The organism is Salirhabdus sp. Marseille-P4669 (assembly GCF_900240405.1).
Lineage (GTDB): Bacteria > Bacillota > Bacilli > Bacillales > Alkalibacillaceae > OEQK01.
In genome coordinates this window covers 139,911-156,873 of record NZ_OEQK01000004.1, presented here as the reverse complement: position 1 = coordinate 156,873, position 16,963 = coordinate 139,911, and the positions used below count along the sequence as shown (strand labels likewise).

The 16,963-nt window shown below is 34.7% G+C and carries 21 protein-coding genes; 6 read left to right on the top strand and 15 right to left on the bottom strand.

The features are described from left to right. The 3 genes from C1A05_RS09750 to C1A05_RS09740 form a co-directional block, all read right to left on the bottom strand. Complete coding sequence (locus tag C1A05_RS09750; RefSeq protein ID WP_102028033.1) at positions 1–933, bottom strand: beta-ketoacyl-ACP synthase III; 933 nt, start codon at positions 931–933, stop codon at positions 1–3. A 130-nt stretch (positions 934–1,063) separates the two neighbouring features. Beyond that, complete coding sequence (locus tag C1A05_RS09745; protein WP_102028032.1) at positions 1,064–2,026, bottom strand: BMP family ABC transporter substrate-binding protein; 963 nt, start codon at positions 2,024–2,026, stop codon at positions 1,064–1,066. A gap of 125 nt (positions 2,027–2,151) precedes the next feature. Further along, positions 2,152–2,760, bottom strand: a complete 609-nt coding sequence (locus C1A05_RS09740; protein WP_102028031.1) for a hypothetical protein — start codon at positions 2,758–2,760, stop codon at positions 2,152–2,154. 87 nt (positions 2,761–2,847) lie between these two features. Between C1A05_RS09740 and C1A05_RS09735 the strand changes: the two genes are divergently transcribed. Continuing rightward, a complete protein-coding gene (locus tag C1A05_RS09735; RefSeq protein ID WP_102028030.1) occupies positions 2,848–3,027 on the top strand; it encodes a YjzD family protein in 180 nt (59 codons plus the stop codon). Between the two features lie 105 nt (positions 3,028–3,132). Here C1A05_RS09735 and C1A05_RS09730 read toward each other — a convergent pair whose 3' ends face one another. Continuing rightward, positions 3,133–3,468, bottom strand: a complete 336-nt coding sequence (locus tag C1A05_RS09730; protein ID WP_102028029.1) for a hypothetical protein — start codon at positions 3,466–3,468, stop codon at positions 3,133–3,135. Between the two features lie 130 nt (positions 3,469–3,598). On the opposite strand from C1A05_RS09730, the gene C1A05_RS09725 reads away from it, so the two are divergent. Further along, positions 3,599–4,417: an undecaprenyl-diphosphate phosphatase gene (locus C1A05_RS09725; RefSeq protein ID WP_102028028.1), complete on the top strand. Its 819-nt coding sequence runs from the start codon at positions 3,599–3,601 to the stop codon at positions 4,415–4,417. Positions 4,418–4,866: 449 nt separating this feature from the next. Here the strand turns inward: C1A05_RS09725 and yppF are convergent, their stop codons facing one another. Both yppF and C1A05_RS09715 read right to left on the bottom strand, forming a co-directional pair. Beyond that, entirely contained in the window at positions 4,867–5,049 is a 183-nt protein-coding gene (gene yppF / locus C1A05_RS09720) for a YppF family protein (protein WP_159462049.1), read from the bottom strand. Positions 5,050–5,216: 167 nt separating this feature from the next. Beyond that, positions 5,217–6,077, bottom strand: coding sequence for a DegV family protein (locus C1A05_RS09715; RefSeq protein ID WP_102028026.1), 861 nt, complete (start codon positions 6,075–6,077; stop codon positions 5,217–5,219). A gap of 137 nt (positions 6,078–6,214) precedes the next feature. Here C1A05_RS09715 and C1A05_RS09710 point away from each other — a divergent pair, with 137 nt between their 5' ends. The 3 genes from C1A05_RS09710 to C1A05_RS09700 all read left to right on the top strand — a co-directional run bounded on the left by C1A05_RS09710 (position 6,215) and on the right by C1A05_RS09700 (position 9,727). After that, positions 6,215–7,072 (top strand): YitT family protein, encoded by an 858-nt coding sequence (locus C1A05_RS09710; protein ID WP_102028025.1) that lies wholly within the window; start codon positions 6,215–6,217, stop codon positions 7,070–7,072. A gap of 58 nt (positions 7,073–7,130) precedes the next feature. Further along, on the top strand, positions 7,131–8,021 hold the full coding sequence (locus tag C1A05_RS09705) for a BsuPI-related putative proteinase inhibitor (protein ID WP_102028024.1): 891 nt from the start codon (positions 7,131–7,133) through the stop codon (positions 8,019–8,021). A gap of 152 nt (positions 8,022–8,173) precedes the next feature. Further along, positions 8,174–9,727, top strand: a complete 1,554-nt coding sequence (locus C1A05_RS09700; protein ID WP_102028023.1) for a hypothetical protein — start codon at positions 8,174–8,176, stop codon at positions 9,725–9,727. Between the two features lie 54 nt (positions 9,728–9,781). Here the strand turns inward: C1A05_RS09700 and C1A05_RS09695 are convergent, their stop codons facing one another. After that, positions 9,782–10,045, bottom strand: a complete 264-nt coding sequence (locus C1A05_RS09695) for a NifU N-terminal domain-containing protein (protein ID WP_102028022.1) — start codon at positions 10,043–10,045, stop codon at positions 9,782–9,784. Between the two features lie 206 nt (positions 10,046–10,251). Here C1A05_RS09695 and C1A05_RS09690 point away from each other — a divergent pair, with 206 nt between their 5' ends. Next, positions 10,252–10,668, top strand: a complete 417-nt coding sequence (locus C1A05_RS09690; RefSeq protein WP_102028021.1) for a hypothetical protein — start codon at positions 10,252–10,254, stop codon at positions 10,666–10,668. A gap of 363 nt (positions 10,669–11,031) precedes the next feature. Here the strand turns inward: C1A05_RS09690 and dat are convergent, their stop codons facing one another. The 8 genes from dat to C1A05_RS09655 form a co-directional block, all read right to left on the bottom strand. Continuing rightward, positions 11,032–11,862, bottom strand: coding sequence for a D-amino-acid transaminase (dat, locus tag C1A05_RS09685; RefSeq protein WP_102028020.1), 831 nt, complete (start codon positions 11,860–11,862; stop codon positions 11,032–11,034). Between the two features lie 119 nt (positions 11,863–11,981). Then, the gene (gene phnE, locus C1A05_RS09680) at positions 11,982–12,785 is read right to left on the bottom strand and encodes a phosphonate ABC transporter, permease protein PhnE (protein ID WP_102028019.1); all 804 of its coding nucleotides are present in this window, start codon (positions 12,783–12,785) and stop codon (positions 11,982–11,984) included. Then, positions 12,785–13,606: a phosphonate ABC transporter, permease protein PhnE gene (phnE, locus tag C1A05_RS09675; RefSeq protein ID WP_102028018.1), complete on the bottom strand. Its 822-nt coding sequence runs from the start codon at positions 13,604–13,606 to the stop codon at positions 12,785–12,787. The genes phnE (C1A05_RS09680) and phnE (C1A05_RS09675) overlap by 1 nt, the downstream gene beginning before the upstream one ends. After that, on the bottom strand, positions 13,584–14,375 hold the full coding sequence (gene phnC / locus C1A05_RS09670) for a phosphonate ABC transporter ATP-binding protein (RefSeq protein WP_102028017.1): 792 nt from the start codon (positions 14,373–14,375) through the stop codon (positions 13,584–13,586). Before phnC ends, phnE (C1A05_RS09675) begins: the two co-directional genes overlap by 23 nt. Before the next feature lie 108 nt (positions 14,376–14,483). Continuing rightward, entirely contained in the window at positions 14,484–15,419 is a 936-nt protein-coding gene (locus C1A05_RS09665; RefSeq protein WP_102028016.1) for a phosphate/phosphite/phosphonate ABC transporter substrate-binding protein, read from the bottom strand. A gap of 213 nt (positions 15,420–15,632) precedes the next feature. Continuing rightward, the gene (locus C1A05_RS09660; RefSeq protein ID WP_234998465.1) at positions 15,633–15,836 is read right to left on the bottom strand and encodes a DUF3813 domain-containing protein; all 204 of its coding nucleotides are present in this window, start codon (positions 15,834–15,836) and stop codon (positions 15,633–15,635) included. A 2-nt stretch (positions 15,837–15,838) separates the two neighbouring features. Then, positions 15,839–15,988: a hypothetical protein gene (locus C1A05_RS18175; protein ID WP_200816483.1), complete on the bottom strand. Its 150-nt coding sequence runs from the start codon at positions 15,986–15,988 to the stop codon at positions 15,839–15,841. Between the two features lie 138 nt (positions 15,989–16,126). Further along, the gene (locus C1A05_RS09655) at positions 16,127–16,936 is read right to left on the bottom strand and encodes a Cof-type HAD-IIB family hydrolase (protein WP_102028015.1); all 810 of its coding nucleotides are present in this window, start codon (positions 16,934–16,936) and stop codon (positions 16,127–16,129) included. Between the last annotated feature and the right edge of the window lie 27 nt (positions 16,937–16,963).

The following is a 16,963-nucleotide window of genomic DNA, read 5'->3' as shown; positions in this document are numbered from 1 at the left end:
TTATTTCCCCCACTTAATAGCTACAGCACCCCAAGTTAGTCCTCCTCCAAAACCGACTAGGACAATTGTATCGTTATCCTTTATTTTACCTTCTTTTACATCTTCTGACAAAGCAATTGCAATCGATGCAGCTGAAGTATTTCCGTATTTATGAATCGATTTTGACATCTTTTCTGGTTCGATTCCTAATCGTTCTCTTGCTGCCTCCATAATCCGGATGTTTGCTTGATGAGGGATGAGGTAATCTACATCCTCTTTATTTAAACCAGCTTTTTCAATTACATTTACAGCTGACTCTCCCATTTGTCTTACTGCGAATTTAAATACTTCTCGACCATTCATGATGATGTATTCATCTTGATATAAATGCTCTCCACCGCTTCCGTCTGAACCTAATTCATAGGAAAGAATTCCTTTGCCTTCTGAGACAGGACCTACTATAGCTGCACCAGCACCGTCCCCAAATAAAACACAAGTATTTCGATCTTCCCAATTTGTGATTTTGGAAAGCTTTTCTACCCCTATTACTAAAATATTTTTGTATCCACCAGATTTAATGAACTGTTCAGCCGTTGCTAACCCATACATAAAACCAGAACATGCTGCACTAATATCCATAGCCGCTATTTTTCTAGCACCAAGTCGATTTTGTAGGCGACATGCTACCGAAGGAAATGGTTGGTCTGGTGTAACCGTTGCTACTAAAATCATATCTAAATCTTCTGCATGTAAATTTGCATCTTTTAACGCTTCTACAGCAGCAAAATATGCCATATCGGATGTATCTATGCTATCATCCGCAATTCTTCTTTGTTCAATGCCTGTACGTGTGCGAATCCATTCATCATTTGTATCAACCATCTTTTCTAAATCTTCATTTGTCACTACTTTTTCAGGAACATAATGTCCCAATCCAATAATACCCGCATTCATATATTGTCATCCCCTTATGGATTTATTATCTATTATTATGACCTGGTATTAATTTTAATGCAAAAAAAAGGATTTCGCAAGTTTTTGAAACCACTTTAATGTAGATCCAGGAAAACTAACGAAATAAAAGCTATCTTATTTCGTTAGGAAGCTTCCCTGTATCAATATACTGTTTCACTGCACTTTGGATTTCCTTTTTTACATCATTAGGTACTACATCACTAAACGTACCCATCGAAATTACTCCATCTTGGAAATCAAATTCAAGTACTCCACCAGGTATGTCACCATCTTTTTCATTCATTAAATTCGCCACTGCTAAATATAAGAAATCAACATGCTGGACAGTACTTGTTAATACGGTTGATTCTCCTAATTCATGTTGGTCCGATACATAACCAATGGCATAATGCCCGTCTTCTTTTACTTTATTTAAAACTGGGATATTAAAACCATCACCTGCAGGATAATAGACATCTACTTTCTTGTTGTTAAATTGCTCATAAATATCGAAAGCTCGGTCTACATTATCCCAGCTATTTACATACTGAATTTCCACATTAACATCAGGGTTATAATATTTGGCACCTTCATAAAATCCATCTACTTCTGGTTGCCAACCAAATGTACCAATGACTCCAACACTTTTTGAATTAGACATTGCACTGGCAATCATTCCAGCAAAAAAACCCATCGCATGAGAATTAAAATTAATCGATGTTATATTATCATCCTTTGTTGCACCATTAAAATAGACAAATTCAATATCTGGATATGACTCATTAATTTCTGAAAAGTATTTTCCATATATACTACTATGTCCAAAAATTAAATTGACGTTTTGCTTCGAAAATTCTTCGACAGCAGCGTTAACTGCTAATTGGGTATTTACCCCTTCCTTAAAAAACACATTTACATCCAGTTCTTCCTTAATGCTAAGTAGTCCCATATATCCCTTTTTACCCCAAGTTTGGTCATGAATCGTCCCTTCTACTAATAATCCTACGTTTTGTACCTTTCCATCACTTATGTTGGAACAGCTTGTTGTTATGATGAGAAGTACAATAAAAATTAGCGCGATTCCCTTCTTCATCATGCTGCACTCCCATTCTTCCATGTCCATTTTCTCTATCTAATTCTATTCTACTTCTTTCTTTATATATGAGTAAACTTATTTTAAAGGAAACATTCAAAAAAATATAAATATATACATAAAAATTACACATTTTTATAATAAAATGGATATTTCTTAATATGTGCATCCATTTGTTTTTTACCCTCTTCAATCGAATGATAAACAATTAGAGATAGGTCATTTCCGTGTCTATTTTCCTCCTTTTTATTAAGGAAAATGGGATTTGGTTTTAAAGTCGTTTGGAAAATAGTAGTCAGCCAACTAGCAAAATCATCTATTAATACAATTTCCGTATTGCTTGCTATGGTGTTTTCATAATGAGGTTGATCCATCCATCCCCCTATTAAGGGAGGCAAAAAAATAATTTGATGATTTGGTTTTCGTTCTACACAATCATCCCCAGCTTCTTCAACCAAGTAATATTGTTCACCATGAAAAGTGAAATCAGCGAGATTCTGAAAATCACCTTCCTTTTTCATAAGTCCAACATATTTCCCTTTTGTTTTTTTCGGTAACTCTGCTCTAGAATCGATTAACGTGAAGTTCGCATTTCTACCTACCATACTATATAAAAATTCTTCCTTTTCCGAGTTAACTTGGTCAATCCCAATTACCTCATATCCCTCTTCTAAACATTTGTTCATTATGTGAAATTGAATCCAATGAAAACATTGGTCCATTACAATCTTCATCCTGATTCCCCTCTTAATTTTCCTTTATTTTTTTATATCCCTTTGATAAAATAATGTAAGAATGTAGAAACAATCGAGGTGAAACGAATGCGCTATATTTTTACTCTTTTTTGGAGCCTTTTAATTAGCAGTATGGTTGTATATGTAATTGGTAACATGAGTGGTACACCATTTAATATTACAAACGCTGTTGTGCTAGCAGTAGTATTTACATTTGTGGTAATTGTCCTTGGAGATGGTTTGTTAAAGGACGAAGAAGCTCATTAAATAATTCGTCAATAAAAAGCAGTGAGGCTGACATCTAAATGTTAGGTAAATACACTTACCTGAATTAGACGATGGTCAGCCTCTATTGCGTTTAGAAACGAAAATTTAATAGAACCAAGGTAAAAGACTAATAGCGGTGAGAGCTGCTAATGGTAAAGCTAATCTTCTAAATCTTCGACCTGGATAACCATAAAAGTATGGAGAACCGAATCCATAGCCATATGGATATCCATAACCGAATACACGCTGATCCATATAAGCATCAGGATTATACATCATTCCAGCTCCCATATCTGGAACCGCTAAAATAACTTGGTCCGCGTCAACATCAACAATAATACCATCAAATTGTTGACCATCGTTTGTTTCCACTAATACATACTTATTCATATGAGATTTACATTTTGAGTATAAATGATGATGTGGATGTGTTTTATGCATTTACCTAATCCCTCCTTCTCACCAATACGATATTCATTAGGTAAATACCCTGTTCCAAAAACATACAATTATTTTGATATAGTTGAAAGTACATTCATAGAGCAAAATTCAAAAGGAGGTTTTTATTACAATGGAAGATTTATGGCTTTTGTTACAATATATTTTCTTAGGGATTTTTCAAGGGTTTACAGAACCAATTCCTATTTCCTCTAGTGGCCATTTGTTATTAGTCCGTCACTTTATGGAGTTAAAGGATTTGAATATAACATTTGAGGGTTTTCTAAACTTCGGTTCTTTGTTAGCTGTACTTATGATTTACCGTAAAGACATTATCCGATTGGCAAGCAATTCTTTAAGCTTTCTTTTTAAGAAAAATAAGGACGGAGCATCGGACTTTCGATTTGTCTTATTATTGATTATTGCCACGATTCCTGCGGGGATACTTGGAATCTTACTAGAGGACTTTATTAGTAACACACTTGGCGAAACCATTAAGATTGTTGGAATAACATTAATTATTACTGGGATTGCATTATGGATCATCCGTAATTTAAAAGGTTCAAAGGGCGATAATCAAATTACGGTAAAAGATGCAATCATTATAGGACTAGCACAAGCTGTTGCACTTGTTCCTGGAATTAGCCGTTCAGGAGCTACTATTGTTGCTGCTATGTTGCTTGGATATAAGCAGGAAACAGCATTACGGTTTTCTTTCTTACTATATATCCCAGTAAGTCTTGGAACAATGCTATTTTCTGTTACCGATATGATGGAAGACCCAACATTCAATACTTTAATGATTCCATTACTCGTTGCATTAATTGCAGCGTTAATTGCATCTTACTATTCCTTAAGATGGTTTATGAACATTATGAAATCTGGAAATCTAAAATATTTTGCATGGTACTGCTTCATCGTAGGATTGCTAGTTGTGTTATTTTTAAATTAATTTAGTCGGGGATGCGAGGTTAAATCCCAAAGCCTAATAGGGATTGCTTTAATCTGTTTGTTATTTTTTATTTTGGTCACTAAGTGGATGCTTGGTGACCTTTTTTTTTGGCGGTTTTCGGGGTTATTCTATTGCTATTTGAACGGCTCTTTCTTATTCTATGGTTTTCGGGATCATAGCCATCTACTATGATTTCAAATTTTGTTTATGCACTTTGTTTTGGGCTGAATAGACTATACCTTTGTTCCCGTATTTTACTCATTCACCTTCTTTTGGGTAAATAGATACCTCTATGTTTCCGATTTTTCCTCTTCCGCTCGGTTTCGGGTTCATAGACTATACCTAATCTGACCAATTGTAGCTCCTTCGCGCTTTCAAAATTAAAAAGACGCCCGAATTGCTTCGGTGCGTCTTTCTCAATGTAATATAAAGAATAATTCCGGTTGTAATTAATGAATTGGATGAGCTGATCTACCCTTATTATGTAGTTTAGATGCTAACTTATAATAATCTACCATATCAATCTCACCAATATTGTATTTGTATTCACAAAAATCTAGTAGTTCGTTTGGCGTTTCAGGCCATTCATCTGTCTCTTCTTTAAAAGTTTTAATTAGTTCACTAAGTTGCAACGTAATTCCCCCTTTGCATGTATCATAACATATCTAATACAGGGATTTGGGGGGTACTCTGTAATTATTGTGTGGTAATTTATGTTACGTAAAAACAATACTTCCATTGATGGTTATCCCTAACTATATTATATAGAAGGAACATGATTTTTTATAAAGAGGGAATATTATTTATACGTATCATTTAGGAAAAATAATGCAATGGTTCCTGGACCGGCATGTGCACCTATAGCAGAACCAATTGGACTTATGATAATATCCTTTGGACTATATTTCTCTTTAATTAAAGCTGCTAGGTTTTCAGCAGTTGATAATGCATCACCGTGACTGATTGCCAAAACTTGATTATTTAAATCCTGGCTTCGCTCTTCCATTACATCAAACATGCGCTTTAATACTTTTTTTGCTCCACGAATTTTCTCAAGTGGGATTAATTTTCCATCTTCCACATGTAAAAGTGGTTTGATGTTTAATAGTCCACCAAAAAACGCTTGTGCTTTACTTACACGACCACCACGCTGTAGATATTCTAAATCGTCTACTGTAAAGATATGCTCCATATGCTCAGCATGGTATGTTACGATGTTTAAAATGTCTTCAAATGCGGCACCATCCATTGCAAGCTGGCCTGCCCTTAATGCAACTAAACCTTGACCTAGTGATGCACATTTCGTATCTATCGTAGCGATTTTTACATCTGGACGTTCTTCAAGTAATTGTTGCTTGGCAATATGTGCACTTTGATAAGTACCAGATAACTCGGAGGAAAATCCTACATAAATAATTGCTTGATCATTTTCTGCATATGTTTGGAATACGTTCAGAAACGTCTCGGGTGTAACTTGTGATGTTTTAGGTGAAGCACCGTTTTTCATCGCATCATACACAATTTTTGATTCAATTGTTTCACCATCGAAGTAATCTTGTCCATCTAAATGAACTGTTAGAGGGACCATTTTAATTTTATATTGCTTTAATACTTCTTTAGGCAAATCACTAGCTGAATCTGTAATAATTTGGACGTTCATTTTCTCACACCCTTTGCTTTGATAACAATTTATATTTAGTTTATATTGGAAAGATAAAAACGTCAATTTTTACTCAAGAACTTCGACCTAGTTATCAAACGCTTTTTACACATTTTTATCATATTAAGGAGGGCCTTATGTTTTTACTAGAAGCAAAACGATTTATTATCGTTATATTCGGTGCATTATTAAATGCGATATCTTTAAATTTATTTTTAATTGAAGCAAATGTATATGCTAGTGGTTTTACAGGCATTGCCCAATTATTATCCAGTGTTTTAAAGGATTTTGCGGGGATTAGTATTTCTACCGGTATCTTATTACTACTTTTAAATGTACCGGTTACGATATTAGGATGGTTCAAGGTTGGTAAGGGGTTTACCATCTATAGTGCCATCTCGGTATTATTTACAACCATCTTTCTTGAAATTATCCCATTAAGAAATTTAGCAGATGATATATTACTAAATGCAGTTTTCGGTGGTGTTATAGCAGCTGTCGGTATTGGCTTAACCTTAAAATGGGGTGCATCAACTGGTGGGATGGATATTGTAGCAATGATCTTATCCCGTATGAAAGACCGCCCAATCGGAAGTTATTTTCTTATTATGAATGGATTCATTATTATAATGGCAGGAATCTTATACGACCCAGAGAAGTCCCTGTATACAATGGTTACGCTTTATGTTTCCACTCGTGTCATTGATGCTATTCACACTCGTCATGAGAAGTTAACGGCAATGATTGTTACGAATAAAGGGGACGAATTGCAAGATGCTATTCATTCTGTAATGATTCGGGGGATTACTTCGTTACCAGCTAAAGGAGCCTTTTCAAAAGAGGATAAAAACATGTTAGTAATGGTAATCACTCGTTACGAATTATACGACCTTGAAAAAATTATAAAAGAAGTGGACCCAAATGCATTTACGAATATTGTTCAAACAACTGGGATATTTGGCTTCTTTCGAAAAGAAAATGAAAAAATTGTGTAACCTCTACTTTATCTCTACCGACTAATTTGTAAAAAAGATAAGTGAGGATGTGTGTTACATGAAAAGATTGTTTGTATTATCTTTATTATTGTTTGTTGCCATAGCAGGATGCGGGACTTCGGAAAACGAAGAAGATCAAACCTCTGGGTCTTCATCGGATAATCCGGTTGCAAATGATAACGATGGTACTGAAGAATTGCCTACTTTAGATGAATTGGAGGAACAATCGGTTGATACGCATGCATTATTAGAAAAATTACAATATGAAGTAACTACTAGTGTAGAAAATGGTACAGTAACCTTTCATATGTCCCTAAAAAATAATGCTTCTGAGGCTATGCAGATAGGCTTTTCTTCTGGACAACAGTTTGAAATAGTTGTTAAAGACACAGAATCAAATGAAGAGATCTATCGCTATTCAGAGGGAAAGATGTTTACAGAAGCACTTGTTTTTAAAGAAATAAAACCAAATGAGACATTAGATTGGACATTTGAATGGGAGTATGGTGATATGCCAACAAGCGAGTGGATTGCGACAGTGACGTTACTACCGATAAACATTAATGAAGCACCTCTAGATGCAAATCCTTTTATGAAGGATGTGTCTATTCGTATCGATAAAGAACAGGAAAGTGAAACACAAGCTGCATTTCGAAATCTAGAAGTAACTGGGGAAAATGGTGTATACACGATTACTGGAGAAGCGAAAGTCACGGCAGGTCACTTTTCTTATCACGTAGAAGACGGTCATCAAATTTTAATAGAGGAAACAAATAAAACCTTAAAGGAAGGAGCTCCAAATTGGTCTCCATTTGAAATCGATTTGCAGTTGAACCCGACCCAATTACCTATCAACGGTACCGTCTCTCTTTTTCTCTATGAGCATAACCCAAAGGATGGAAGTATAAATAATGAGGCAGTGGTACCTCTTGAAAGCTTTCAACCATAAAGAAAACCTAGGAATCGAATTCGATTCCTAGGTTTTGTTCGTTTAATTATCCCATTAAGAACTATTTAGAAAAATTTTCAAGTATGCTAAAATAGATTAATATTCTGAAAAATACTAGTATTTTAAATTTTAAGAGGAAGAGTGAAGTTTAAATGAAAACATTCCGACACAAGCTATTTTGGCTTATTCCACTAACGATCATTATCGTATCCTTAGCAATTCTCTATTTTATAAATCTTCAACGATTTACAGCACCACCATCCGAAAACTGGAGCAGAGAATTAAAAATAGCTACTATTGATAGTTTTTATGCTCCACAAGTCGAATCAAAGGATGAAACAACCCATCTATATTACGTAGAGGACGGGAATCTGAAGGCAGCTAAGTATGATTCCAATTACGATTTAATAGAAAGGAATACGATACTAACAAAGCCAAAATTAGAAGATTTCTATGTATATCAAGATAACATTATTTTATATAACGATGGTGCTATTCTTGACGGAGCTACAAATGAAAAATTAGACCAGGCTACTCTTTTTCAACGGGGAACTAATGAGCAGCTTTTTTATGCGAAAGGTCAAGAAGTTTATTCCTTAAATATAGAAACAACGGAAAGTAATAAGCTTTTTAATGTGGCTCACCCTATTGAAAAAATTCAGGCTGTAGAAGATTTAATCCTTGTTTATTCTAGCAATCTTAATCGTGGTAGTTTTTCGATTTATCGCAAAACCGATGAAAATACGTATAAGCAGCTATTACAAGAGGATATAAACATAGGGGTAAGTAATCAAATTAACCAAATTGAATTAACTGCCCATGATCAAACGGTATATGTTGCCGTTACAGGTGAATCGCAAAGCACGGAAAATAAAAAGTTTTACTTCTATTATAGTTCCTTTCCTATTGATGATTCGACTGTGGAATTGACCCAAGTGCAACCGATGGACCCTGTTACCAATCGTCCATTAGATAACTTGTCCCATGTAAAACTTCGTATAGTAGATGGAAAGCTACAAGCATTATTTCGAAGTGTAGGGTTTACATTTAAAGATACAAACGACAAGCATGCTATGAACATATATTCCATTAACTTTACTGGTGATGCTGATTCTGTTGTACAACATAGTAATACATACTCCGTATCATCGGATCCCATGTACTTTGGTGAAAATGCAGTCTTATGGAAGGAATCTTCAGGTCAACAGAAATATGATTTATTCCTTTCTTCAACGAATGAAAAAATTATGGAACAAACCCGTTCGAAAACAATGGAAGAGTATTTAGTTGCATTCGGTATTAGCATTAGTAATTTAGCTACTTCCGCTTTTGTCTTATTATTAGTGATGGGCTGGTTGCTCATCCCAATTGTTTATTTAATAATTGCCAATATTATTTATCGAATAAAAGGTCGAAATCATGACATGAATGAAAGTAATCTAGTATTTTTCATTGGGGTTATTTTATTCGTAATCGGAGCACTTCTTATGCGAAACTTCTTGTTTCCAACAAACGGATATTCTACAGCGCCTAGCTATATTACCTTTGATGGTAGTAGTATCATATACATTTTACTATTTGCTGCTATTGCATTAATAAGCGTATTATTAGTGAAACGTGAATGGGGAACAATCGGAAAATATGCGTATTTTATTGGCATTCAATATTTATGCTATTTACTATTTTTAGGACCATTTTATTTCTAGAAACAAAAAGAAAAGTCAATCCTATTGCAGATTGACTTTTCTTTTTTGTCTTATTTAGTATCCATACTTTTCAAATACTTCTTCTACTGTAGGAACCAATTGATCCCAACTTGAATCAAACGTTTTGTTAACCGTAATAAAGTTTTTATATCCAAATACATTGTCAACGCCAGCAAGCTTCATTAGATCATTTAAAATATCGTGTTCACTAGTTTGTCCAGCCATTACAGATACACTAGCATCGCCACTAAAAATATCTTTACTTGCGGTAAATTTCATTGCATTTGGATTTGGAGTAGCTTCAGCAAAAACACTCATTCATATCCCTCCCAATGTTTCTTCCTATATCTTAGCATGAATAAAGGAATAGAAAAAGATTAGAGTATGTAAAAAAATAACCAATTTCGACAAAATTAAAAAAAGTCCTTTCGTATACAACATTTTCGTGAAGGTAAAATCAAATTTTTAAAGAAATGGTATATATATTAAATAGAAATAGTAGAATCCAATGAGGAGGTTATACTATGGACACATTTCAATCTGTTATTCACCATATAATAGAGTGGGGAAAAAATAAATATGTTGGTTTTCTAAATTGGGTATCGTCCCCTCTTATGAGTGCATATATAAAAAAACATCACTGGAAGAGCTACCTCTATTTGTTGATTACACCTATTTTATTATTTGTTCCCGTCTACTCTTTGCTTGGTAGTTTTTCATTATTTTCTTTACATTTTGGTATTGGGATGTTTTTATTGTTCTTTGCACTATGTACAATCATTGTATTTTTTGGAATACCAATTCTATTTATATATGCTCTTTTTGGCCATTATAAATATTGGCGCGCTATCTTAATAAGTAGTACCGTAATTATTCTTGCTATCACATTGTTCTGGATCATTCGATTCTACCAGCACTTTTTACCAGCTGTGACTGCATAAAAACGGTGATTTAGGGGATATGTGTTTTGATATCAGGTAGTAAGCTATTTTCTAGGTAAAAAAGGTGCGTTTCCGATTGAAACGTTCACCAATGATAATTCCAAGAAATTAAGTGAAAACCAAAAAATAAAGCCCCAGACCTAGGGCTTTTTATTTTGGTTAAAAGGTGTGATTGTATTTAAAAAATCCTGCATATCCTACTTTCTGAAAATCATCAGGGCGTTGGTAGGTGTTCAAAATATCCTCTAGGGTGTAGTGTTCAGATGCTTGTTCTCGAAAGATAGGTAAATCTGTTCCTATACTTGAGGGCATACGGTAAGGTTCATTAAATGAGCATTTATACGGTTTCTAAGCATAACTTTTTTATATCAACTGTAAGAAACCTGCTTGCAATTTTTTTGCAATCTCCCCTACAGTTCCATCCCCAATTACAACGTCATCAATTTTTGTAACGGGGACAACTTCAGCTGTTGTCGATGCGATAAAGGCTTCGTCAAGCTCTGCTAATTCGTCTACAGACAATACCTTTTCAACAAAAGGAATGCCTTGTGATTTACATATTTTTTGAACCGCAATTCTTGTAATCCCATTTAGAATATAGTTGTTAGCTGGATGGGTTAGGACTTTCCCATTTTTAATGCCAAAAAAATTAGATGAAGATCCTTCTGTTATATGGTCTTTGCTGCGATATAACAGCGCTTCATAAGCTCCACTATCCACTGCTTTTTGTTTTACCATCACATTATATAGCAGATTTAAACTTTTAATATCACATCGTAACCAACGCAAGTCCTCAACTAGCGTTAAATGTACACCTTGTTCTTGTTCCTTTTTCGGACTTGATACCGGAATTGGGTAGGCATAAAGCTCTGGTTGACTATTCGTTGGATATGGATGTTTTCTAGGTGCAATCCCTCTTGTAATTTGTAAGTAAATTGCTCCATCTTCTATTGTATTTTTATTTAACAGTTCGCTTAAAAGTGTCTCGAGATCTTCGGATTCAACATCATAATTAATTCCAACTTCGTTTAAACTATATTGGAGACGATTCAAATGATACTCCAGCATAAAATAGGCACCATTATATATTCGAATGACCTCATAAACGCCATCTCCAAACGTATATCCCCTATCTTCAATGTCTGTTTTTGCTTCACTTCGATGAATAAAGTTATGGTTTTTTAGTAAAATCACCTTTTATCCCTCTCCCCTATAATGTTTTAACTATCATATTATCAATAGTTCTTTATGTAAAGGTTGAATTATAAATAAAGGAAAGCTGACTATAAAAATAGTCAGCTTTCCTTTATTTCTTAAACAAGTCGTTTTCTAATCTTGGAGCTAATGAAATCAATAATCATAACCACTACAACAATCGAAATAATAATCAAGCCCAATTGTTCCCAGTTACGATTCGCTGCCGTTATTACAATTAGTGTACCAATACCACCTGCACCAACTAGTCCAAGTACAGTTGAGGCACGAATGTCAATTTCAAATCGATACAATGCGAAGGATAAAAATTCAGGTAATACCTGTGGGAAAATTGCATAGAATAAGATTTGAATTTTGTTTGCACCGTTTGCTTCCATTGCTTCTACAACTTTCATATCAATACTCTCAATTACTTCAGCATATAGCTTACCTAACATACCAAAAGCAGTTAAACCGATAGTAAGCATACCAGCAAATGCCCCAGGTCCAACTGAAATCACAAATAAAATAGCTAGTATAAGCTCTGGGAAGGTCCGATCTAGAATTAAAAACCATTTTCCTAATGTATTCCAAATAGGAGATTTCACCATGTTGCGAGCAGCCCAGAAACCAAACGGAACGGCTAGCACTGCGGCAATTAATGTTCCCCCATAAGCAATAAAAATAGTTTCTAATATTAAATCAAAGACTTTTTCAAACTCCTCCCAGGCTGGGTCAAATAATCTAGGAATAACCTTCCCAAATTTTTCGCCCATTTCACCGAAGAATGACCAGTCTATTTTTTTAATGACCCCTGAAAAAGCCCAAAAGTAAATAACTGCAAGAACGAGAGCAATTATGATATTCCGAACACGTTTTCTAGTACGATTCGGTTTTGGAGGTAATCGAAAATCGTTTGCCATCATACAACTCTCCTTCTTAACATGTTACTTAACGTTTCAATAATAATAACTGCAACTAGTAAAAGAACTAATACAGCCATTACTTTCTGATATTGCATAAAGTTTAACTGTGTATCTATAATCGATCCGATACCTCCAGCTCCTACAAATCCAAGAACTAAAGAGGCACGAACATTGAGTTCAAATACATACAAACCATATGAAATGAAGCTAGGCAACACTTGTGGTACTACTCCATACCAAATAACTTGAATGATATTTCCACCTGTTGAACGGATAGCTTCTAATTGTCTAGTATCAATTGTTTCAATTGTTTCACTTAATAATTTAGCTAAAAGACCTAATGAAAACACGGTTAACGCTAAAATACCTGGGAAAATACCAACACCGAATAAACTTACAAAGATAGTTGCTAATAAAATATCCGGCATTGTACGTAATAGGTTCATGATGTTACGGAATGTTTGATAAATAAACTTATTTTTCACAATTGTATTCGCTGATAATAAGCTCATCGGAATACAGATAAGAATCGCAAAAGTTGATGCTACCACTGCTATTTGAATCGTTTCTATTAGAGGATCGATAGCAGATTCAATATAGGACCAATCAGGAGGAAACATTTCGATTAATTTTCCAAAAACTACATCTAAATCTCCAAATAGTTCTAAAAAGTCAGCATCTGTTGCCCGCAAACTATAGAAATACCAAAAAAGTACAATAGCAAATATAATACTAATCTGAAATTTCACCTTTTTTGGATAGACAGAATAGATTTTACTTTCATTTTCGCTCGTTTTATTCTTGTTCGGAAGTTTCATTCTCTTCACTTCCTCTCAAATCCTCATCACGAATTGGACGGTTATAGATTTGCTCAAATGTTTTGTCACTAACTTCACTTACTGGACCGTCAAATACAATTTCACCATCACGCATTCCGATAATGCGATCTGCATATTCCATTGCCATATCAATAAAGTGTAAGTTAACAATTGTCGTAATGTTGTCCTCCTTGTTAACTCTCCTCAAATAAGACATAACTTGATGCGAAGTTGGTGGGTCAAGGCTAGCAACCGGTTCATCCGCAAGTATAATTGAAGGATCTTGTGTTAACACTCTAGCAATACTTACACGTTGCTGCTGACCACCACTTAGTTCGTCAGCCCTACTATATACTTTCTCTTCCATGTTTACACGCTTTAGATTATCATAGGCCTTCATTTTATCTTCTTTCGAGTAAAGATTGAATATACTACGAAGGGTTCCAGTGTGACCAAGTCGTCCACTAATCGTATTTTTAATTACACTAGAGCGATTCACCAAATTGTAATTTTGGAAAATCATTCCGACCTTTGTCCGAAGTTTTCTTAAGCTTTTACCCTCTAATTTTAAAATATCCTCATCTTCCACTAAAAGCTGGCCACTTGTAGGGGTCACCATTCTATTAATACTTCTAATAAAGGTTGATTTTCCTGCTCCAGAAAGTCCTACAATAACAACAAACTCGCCTTTATTAATGGTTACATTTATATCCTTTAATCCCTGTGTCCCATTGGGATAGACAAGTGAGACATCTTTGAATGTAATCATACTTAACTCCCTTTCTTTGCCTTCAAAAAATACTCAAAAATAGGGAGAAGTTTGATAACCTTCCCCCTATTTTGAACTTTAAAACCTAATGATTTTCCTTATAAGGAATTAGTCTAAAGGTACATTTCCACCTAAATTGTTATATGTTTCGCGAACAACGTCGAACTCAGAATCATCCGCTTCAATAATAGCATCCCAATTATATACTTCATTCATAATTTCAATCATTTCCGGATCATCGTTGAAGCTTAAGAAAGCATCTTTGATTTTTTCTGTTAATTCATCATCTAAAGAAGATGGGATTGTAATCGTATCGTTTGGAATTTCTTCTGTTGTACCAATTACTTTTAAGTCATCCATAATTGTTGGATAGTCTTCTAGCATTGTGTCACGAACATCATCAAAAGTTGTTGCGATATCCGCATCACCATCTAGTACTGCCACTGCACTATTGTCATGGCCACCAGATTTTAAAACGCCTTTAAAGAATTCTTCTTGTAAAGCTGTTGTGTCTTCAATATCAAACATACCCATTAATTGTGATGCTGGGAATAAATAACCAGAAGTCGATGATGCATCACCATAAGCCCAAATCATATCACCAGCATGTTCTTTTAAATCTTCAAGACTTTCTACTGGAGAATCTGCACGAACTAAGTATTGAGCCACATATGTAGCACTACCATTACGTTCTGACTTAAGAATTGGCTCTACTTCATATTTACTACTTGCTAAAACATAACCAAATGCAGGAATGAAACCAATATGTGCCGTTTCGTTACCTAATGCTTCTACTAAAGCCGTATAGTTTGTCATTGTTTTTGCTTCAACTTCTTTACCGATAATTTCTCCTAGTTTATCAGCAAGAGGTTGTGCAGTTTCAGCGATTTTACCTGAATCCTGTGATGGAACAAATCCCATAACAATTTTATCAGGATTTAAATTTTCTCCTTCACCAGATTCACCTTCATCATCTGAACTTCCACAAGCTGCTAATACAGTAGCAAGTGTAAGTACAAAAAGTAATGCCCATAACTTCTTCATTAACGTACTCCCCCTTAATATTTTTAGTTAGTAATTACGTCAACAAACTTATTATAATTTATGAATATTAACAAAACAACCTAATTTACGAAAAATTTACAAGTTTCTTTGAAAAAATTTGAAGAAATAAGGGCTAAAATCACCAAAATCCAAACATTTTTAATTATTTCCTTAAAAAAGTACGGCACATGAATTTTGTGCCGTACGAAATAATTACTGCAAATGATTGTCAATTTGGTTCTCAAGCTCTTGTAATTGCTGCTTTTCTTCAGGAGAGGAATTTGTATAGGCAGATTGAATTACATTATGAGCTACTTCTGCCTGTTTCTGTTTATCCTGATTATTTCCCATATTGGCTATTTGACTAACGGCTTGTTTTGCTTGCTCTAATAAATTATTCGCCATATTGTTTGCCATCGTCAAATCCCTCCTAACGAGTTTTGCTCCATATCTTTTTGCTTCCGTTCTGCATCGGAAAAACGTTCCCGATACGTAAATAGCTCATCATGTTTCTGGACTGCTTTTACCCCTTCGCTAACAAAGCGTTTCGATTTGCTTTTTCTACTCAAGGTTAGTCCCCCCATTAAACATGACGTACGCTATTCGCTTCATAAAAAAACCTGAACGCAAATCTTGTTTCAGCTGCGTTCAGGAATTAGTTTGTGCGTATGATATTGTCTCATTACAGAAAAATATTGGAAGGTTGCTTATATTTTTAAATGATCCTCTAAAAATAAAGCGACTCCCTCTTCCTCATTTGTTTTTGTTACATAATTTGCTAAGGACTTTAATTCTGGAATCGCATTCCCCATAGCAACTCCAACACCCGCATATTCAATCATTTCAAAATCATTATCTTCGTCTCCAAATGCAATAATTCGTTCCTTCGGGATATTATAATAATGTGCAATTTTATGAAGACCAACTGCTTTACTTAATCCTTTTCGGACAATTTCAATAATATGCCAAGGTGCCGCCCATTTTCGGTGTTCGATGATTTCTGCATGGTGATCATCCAAATGACTACGAAGCTCCTCTATATGATCTACTCTAGGTGAAATCAATATGGACGTTGGATCTTCTTTTAATGTATTTTTTAGGCTTCCAATGGTAACTGGAAAATTGTCATTTGCCATAAAAATTTGCATTAACTCTTCATCATGCTTATCTAAAAAGACATGATCCTTTACTTCTGCCATAATATTTTTTACACCTAGTTCATAACACGCTTCCGCAATTGCATGTGCCGTACGAATAGACATAGGGGAATGTACAACATCCCATTTACGATCTAATGGATGATGAATCAATGCGCCATTCATATTAACCATCGGCGTATCTAATTGTAATTCCTGATAATATTGGATACTTGCCCGATGCGGACGACCTGTTGCAATGACTACAATATGTCCTTGCTCCATTGCTTTTCTTAATGTTTCCTTCGTGCGGTCAAAAATATGTTTTTTGTCTGATAATAACGTACCATCTAAATCTAATGCTATAATATGCTTCTCCATATCTTCTCACCTCATATCTATCTAGTT

What these genes read in the sequence shown, in the direction of transcription:
- phnC (WP_102028017.1), bottom strand. Translation starts at nt 14,375, where the DNA reads ATGATTACATTCAAAGATGTCTCACTTGTCTATCCCAATGGGACACAG.
- C1A05_RS09715 (WP_102028026.1), bottom strand. Translation starts at nt 6,077, where the DNA reads ATGAACGTCCAAATTATTACAGATTCAGCTAGTGATTTGCCTAAAGAA.
- phnE (WP_102028018.1), bottom strand. Translation starts at nt 13,606, where the DNA reads ATGAAACTTCCGAACAAGAATAAAACGAGCGAAAATGAAAGTAAAATC.
- C1A05_RS09690 (WP_102028021.1), top strand. Translation starts at nt 10,252, where the DNA reads ATGGACACATTTCAATCTGTTATTCACCATATAATAGAGTGGGGAAAA.
- C1A05_RS09705 (WP_102028024.1), top strand. Translation starts at nt 7,131, where the DNA reads ATGAAAAGATTGTTTGTATTATCTTTATTATTGTTTGTTGCCATAGCA.
- C1A05_RS09710 (WP_102028025.1), top strand. Translation starts at nt 6,215, where the DNA reads ATGTTTTTACTAGAAGCAAAACGATTTATTATCGTTATATTCGGTGCA.
- C1A05_RS09655 (WP_102028015.1), bottom strand. Translation starts at nt 16,936, where the DNA reads ATGGAGAAGCATATTATAGCATTAGATTTAGATGGTACGTTATTATCA.
- C1A05_RS09695 (WP_102028022.1), bottom strand. Translation starts at nt 10,045, where the DNA reads ATGAGTGTTTTTGCTGAAGCTACTCCAAATCCAAATGCAATGAAATTT.
- C1A05_RS09745 (WP_102028032.1), bottom strand. Translation starts at nt 2,026, where the DNA reads ATGAAGAAGGGAATCGCGCTAATTTTTATTGTACTTCTCATCATAACA.
- C1A05_RS09750 (WP_102028033.1), bottom strand. Translation starts at nt 933, where the DNA reads ATGAATGCGGGTATTATTGGATTGGGACATTATGTTCCTGAAAAAGTA.
- C1A05_RS09660 (WP_234998465.1), bottom strand. Translation starts at nt 15,836, where the DNA reads ATGGCAAACAATATGGCGAATAATTTATTAGAGCAAGCAAAACAAGCC.
- C1A05_RS09700 (WP_102028023.1), top strand. Translation starts at nt 8,174, where the DNA reads ATGAAAACATTCCGACACAAGCTATTTTGGCTTATTCCACTAACGATC.
- C1A05_RS09740 (WP_102028031.1), bottom strand. Translation starts at nt 2,760, where the DNA reads ATGAAGATTGTAATGGACCAATGTTTTCATTGGATTCAATTTCACATA.
- C1A05_RS09725 (WP_102028028.1), top strand. Translation starts at nt 3,599, where the DNA reads ATGGAAGATTTATGGCTTTTGTTACAATATATTTTCTTAGGGATTTTT.
- C1A05_RS09665 (WP_102028016.1), bottom strand. Translation starts at nt 15,419, where the DNA reads ATGAAGAAGTTATGGGCATTACTTTTTGTACTTACACTTGCTACTGTA.
- C1A05_RS09730 (WP_102028029.1), bottom strand. Translation starts at nt 3,468, where the DNA reads ATGCATAAAACACATCCACATCATCATTTATACTCAAAATGTAAATCT.
- C1A05_RS09735 (WP_102028030.1), top strand. Translation starts at nt 2,848, where the DNA reads ATGCGCTATATTTTTACTCTTTTTTGGAGCCTTTTAATTAGCAGTATG.
- phnE (WP_102028019.1), bottom strand. Translation starts at nt 12,785, where the DNA reads ATGGCAAACGATTTTCGATTACCTCCAAAACCGAATCGTACTAGAAAA.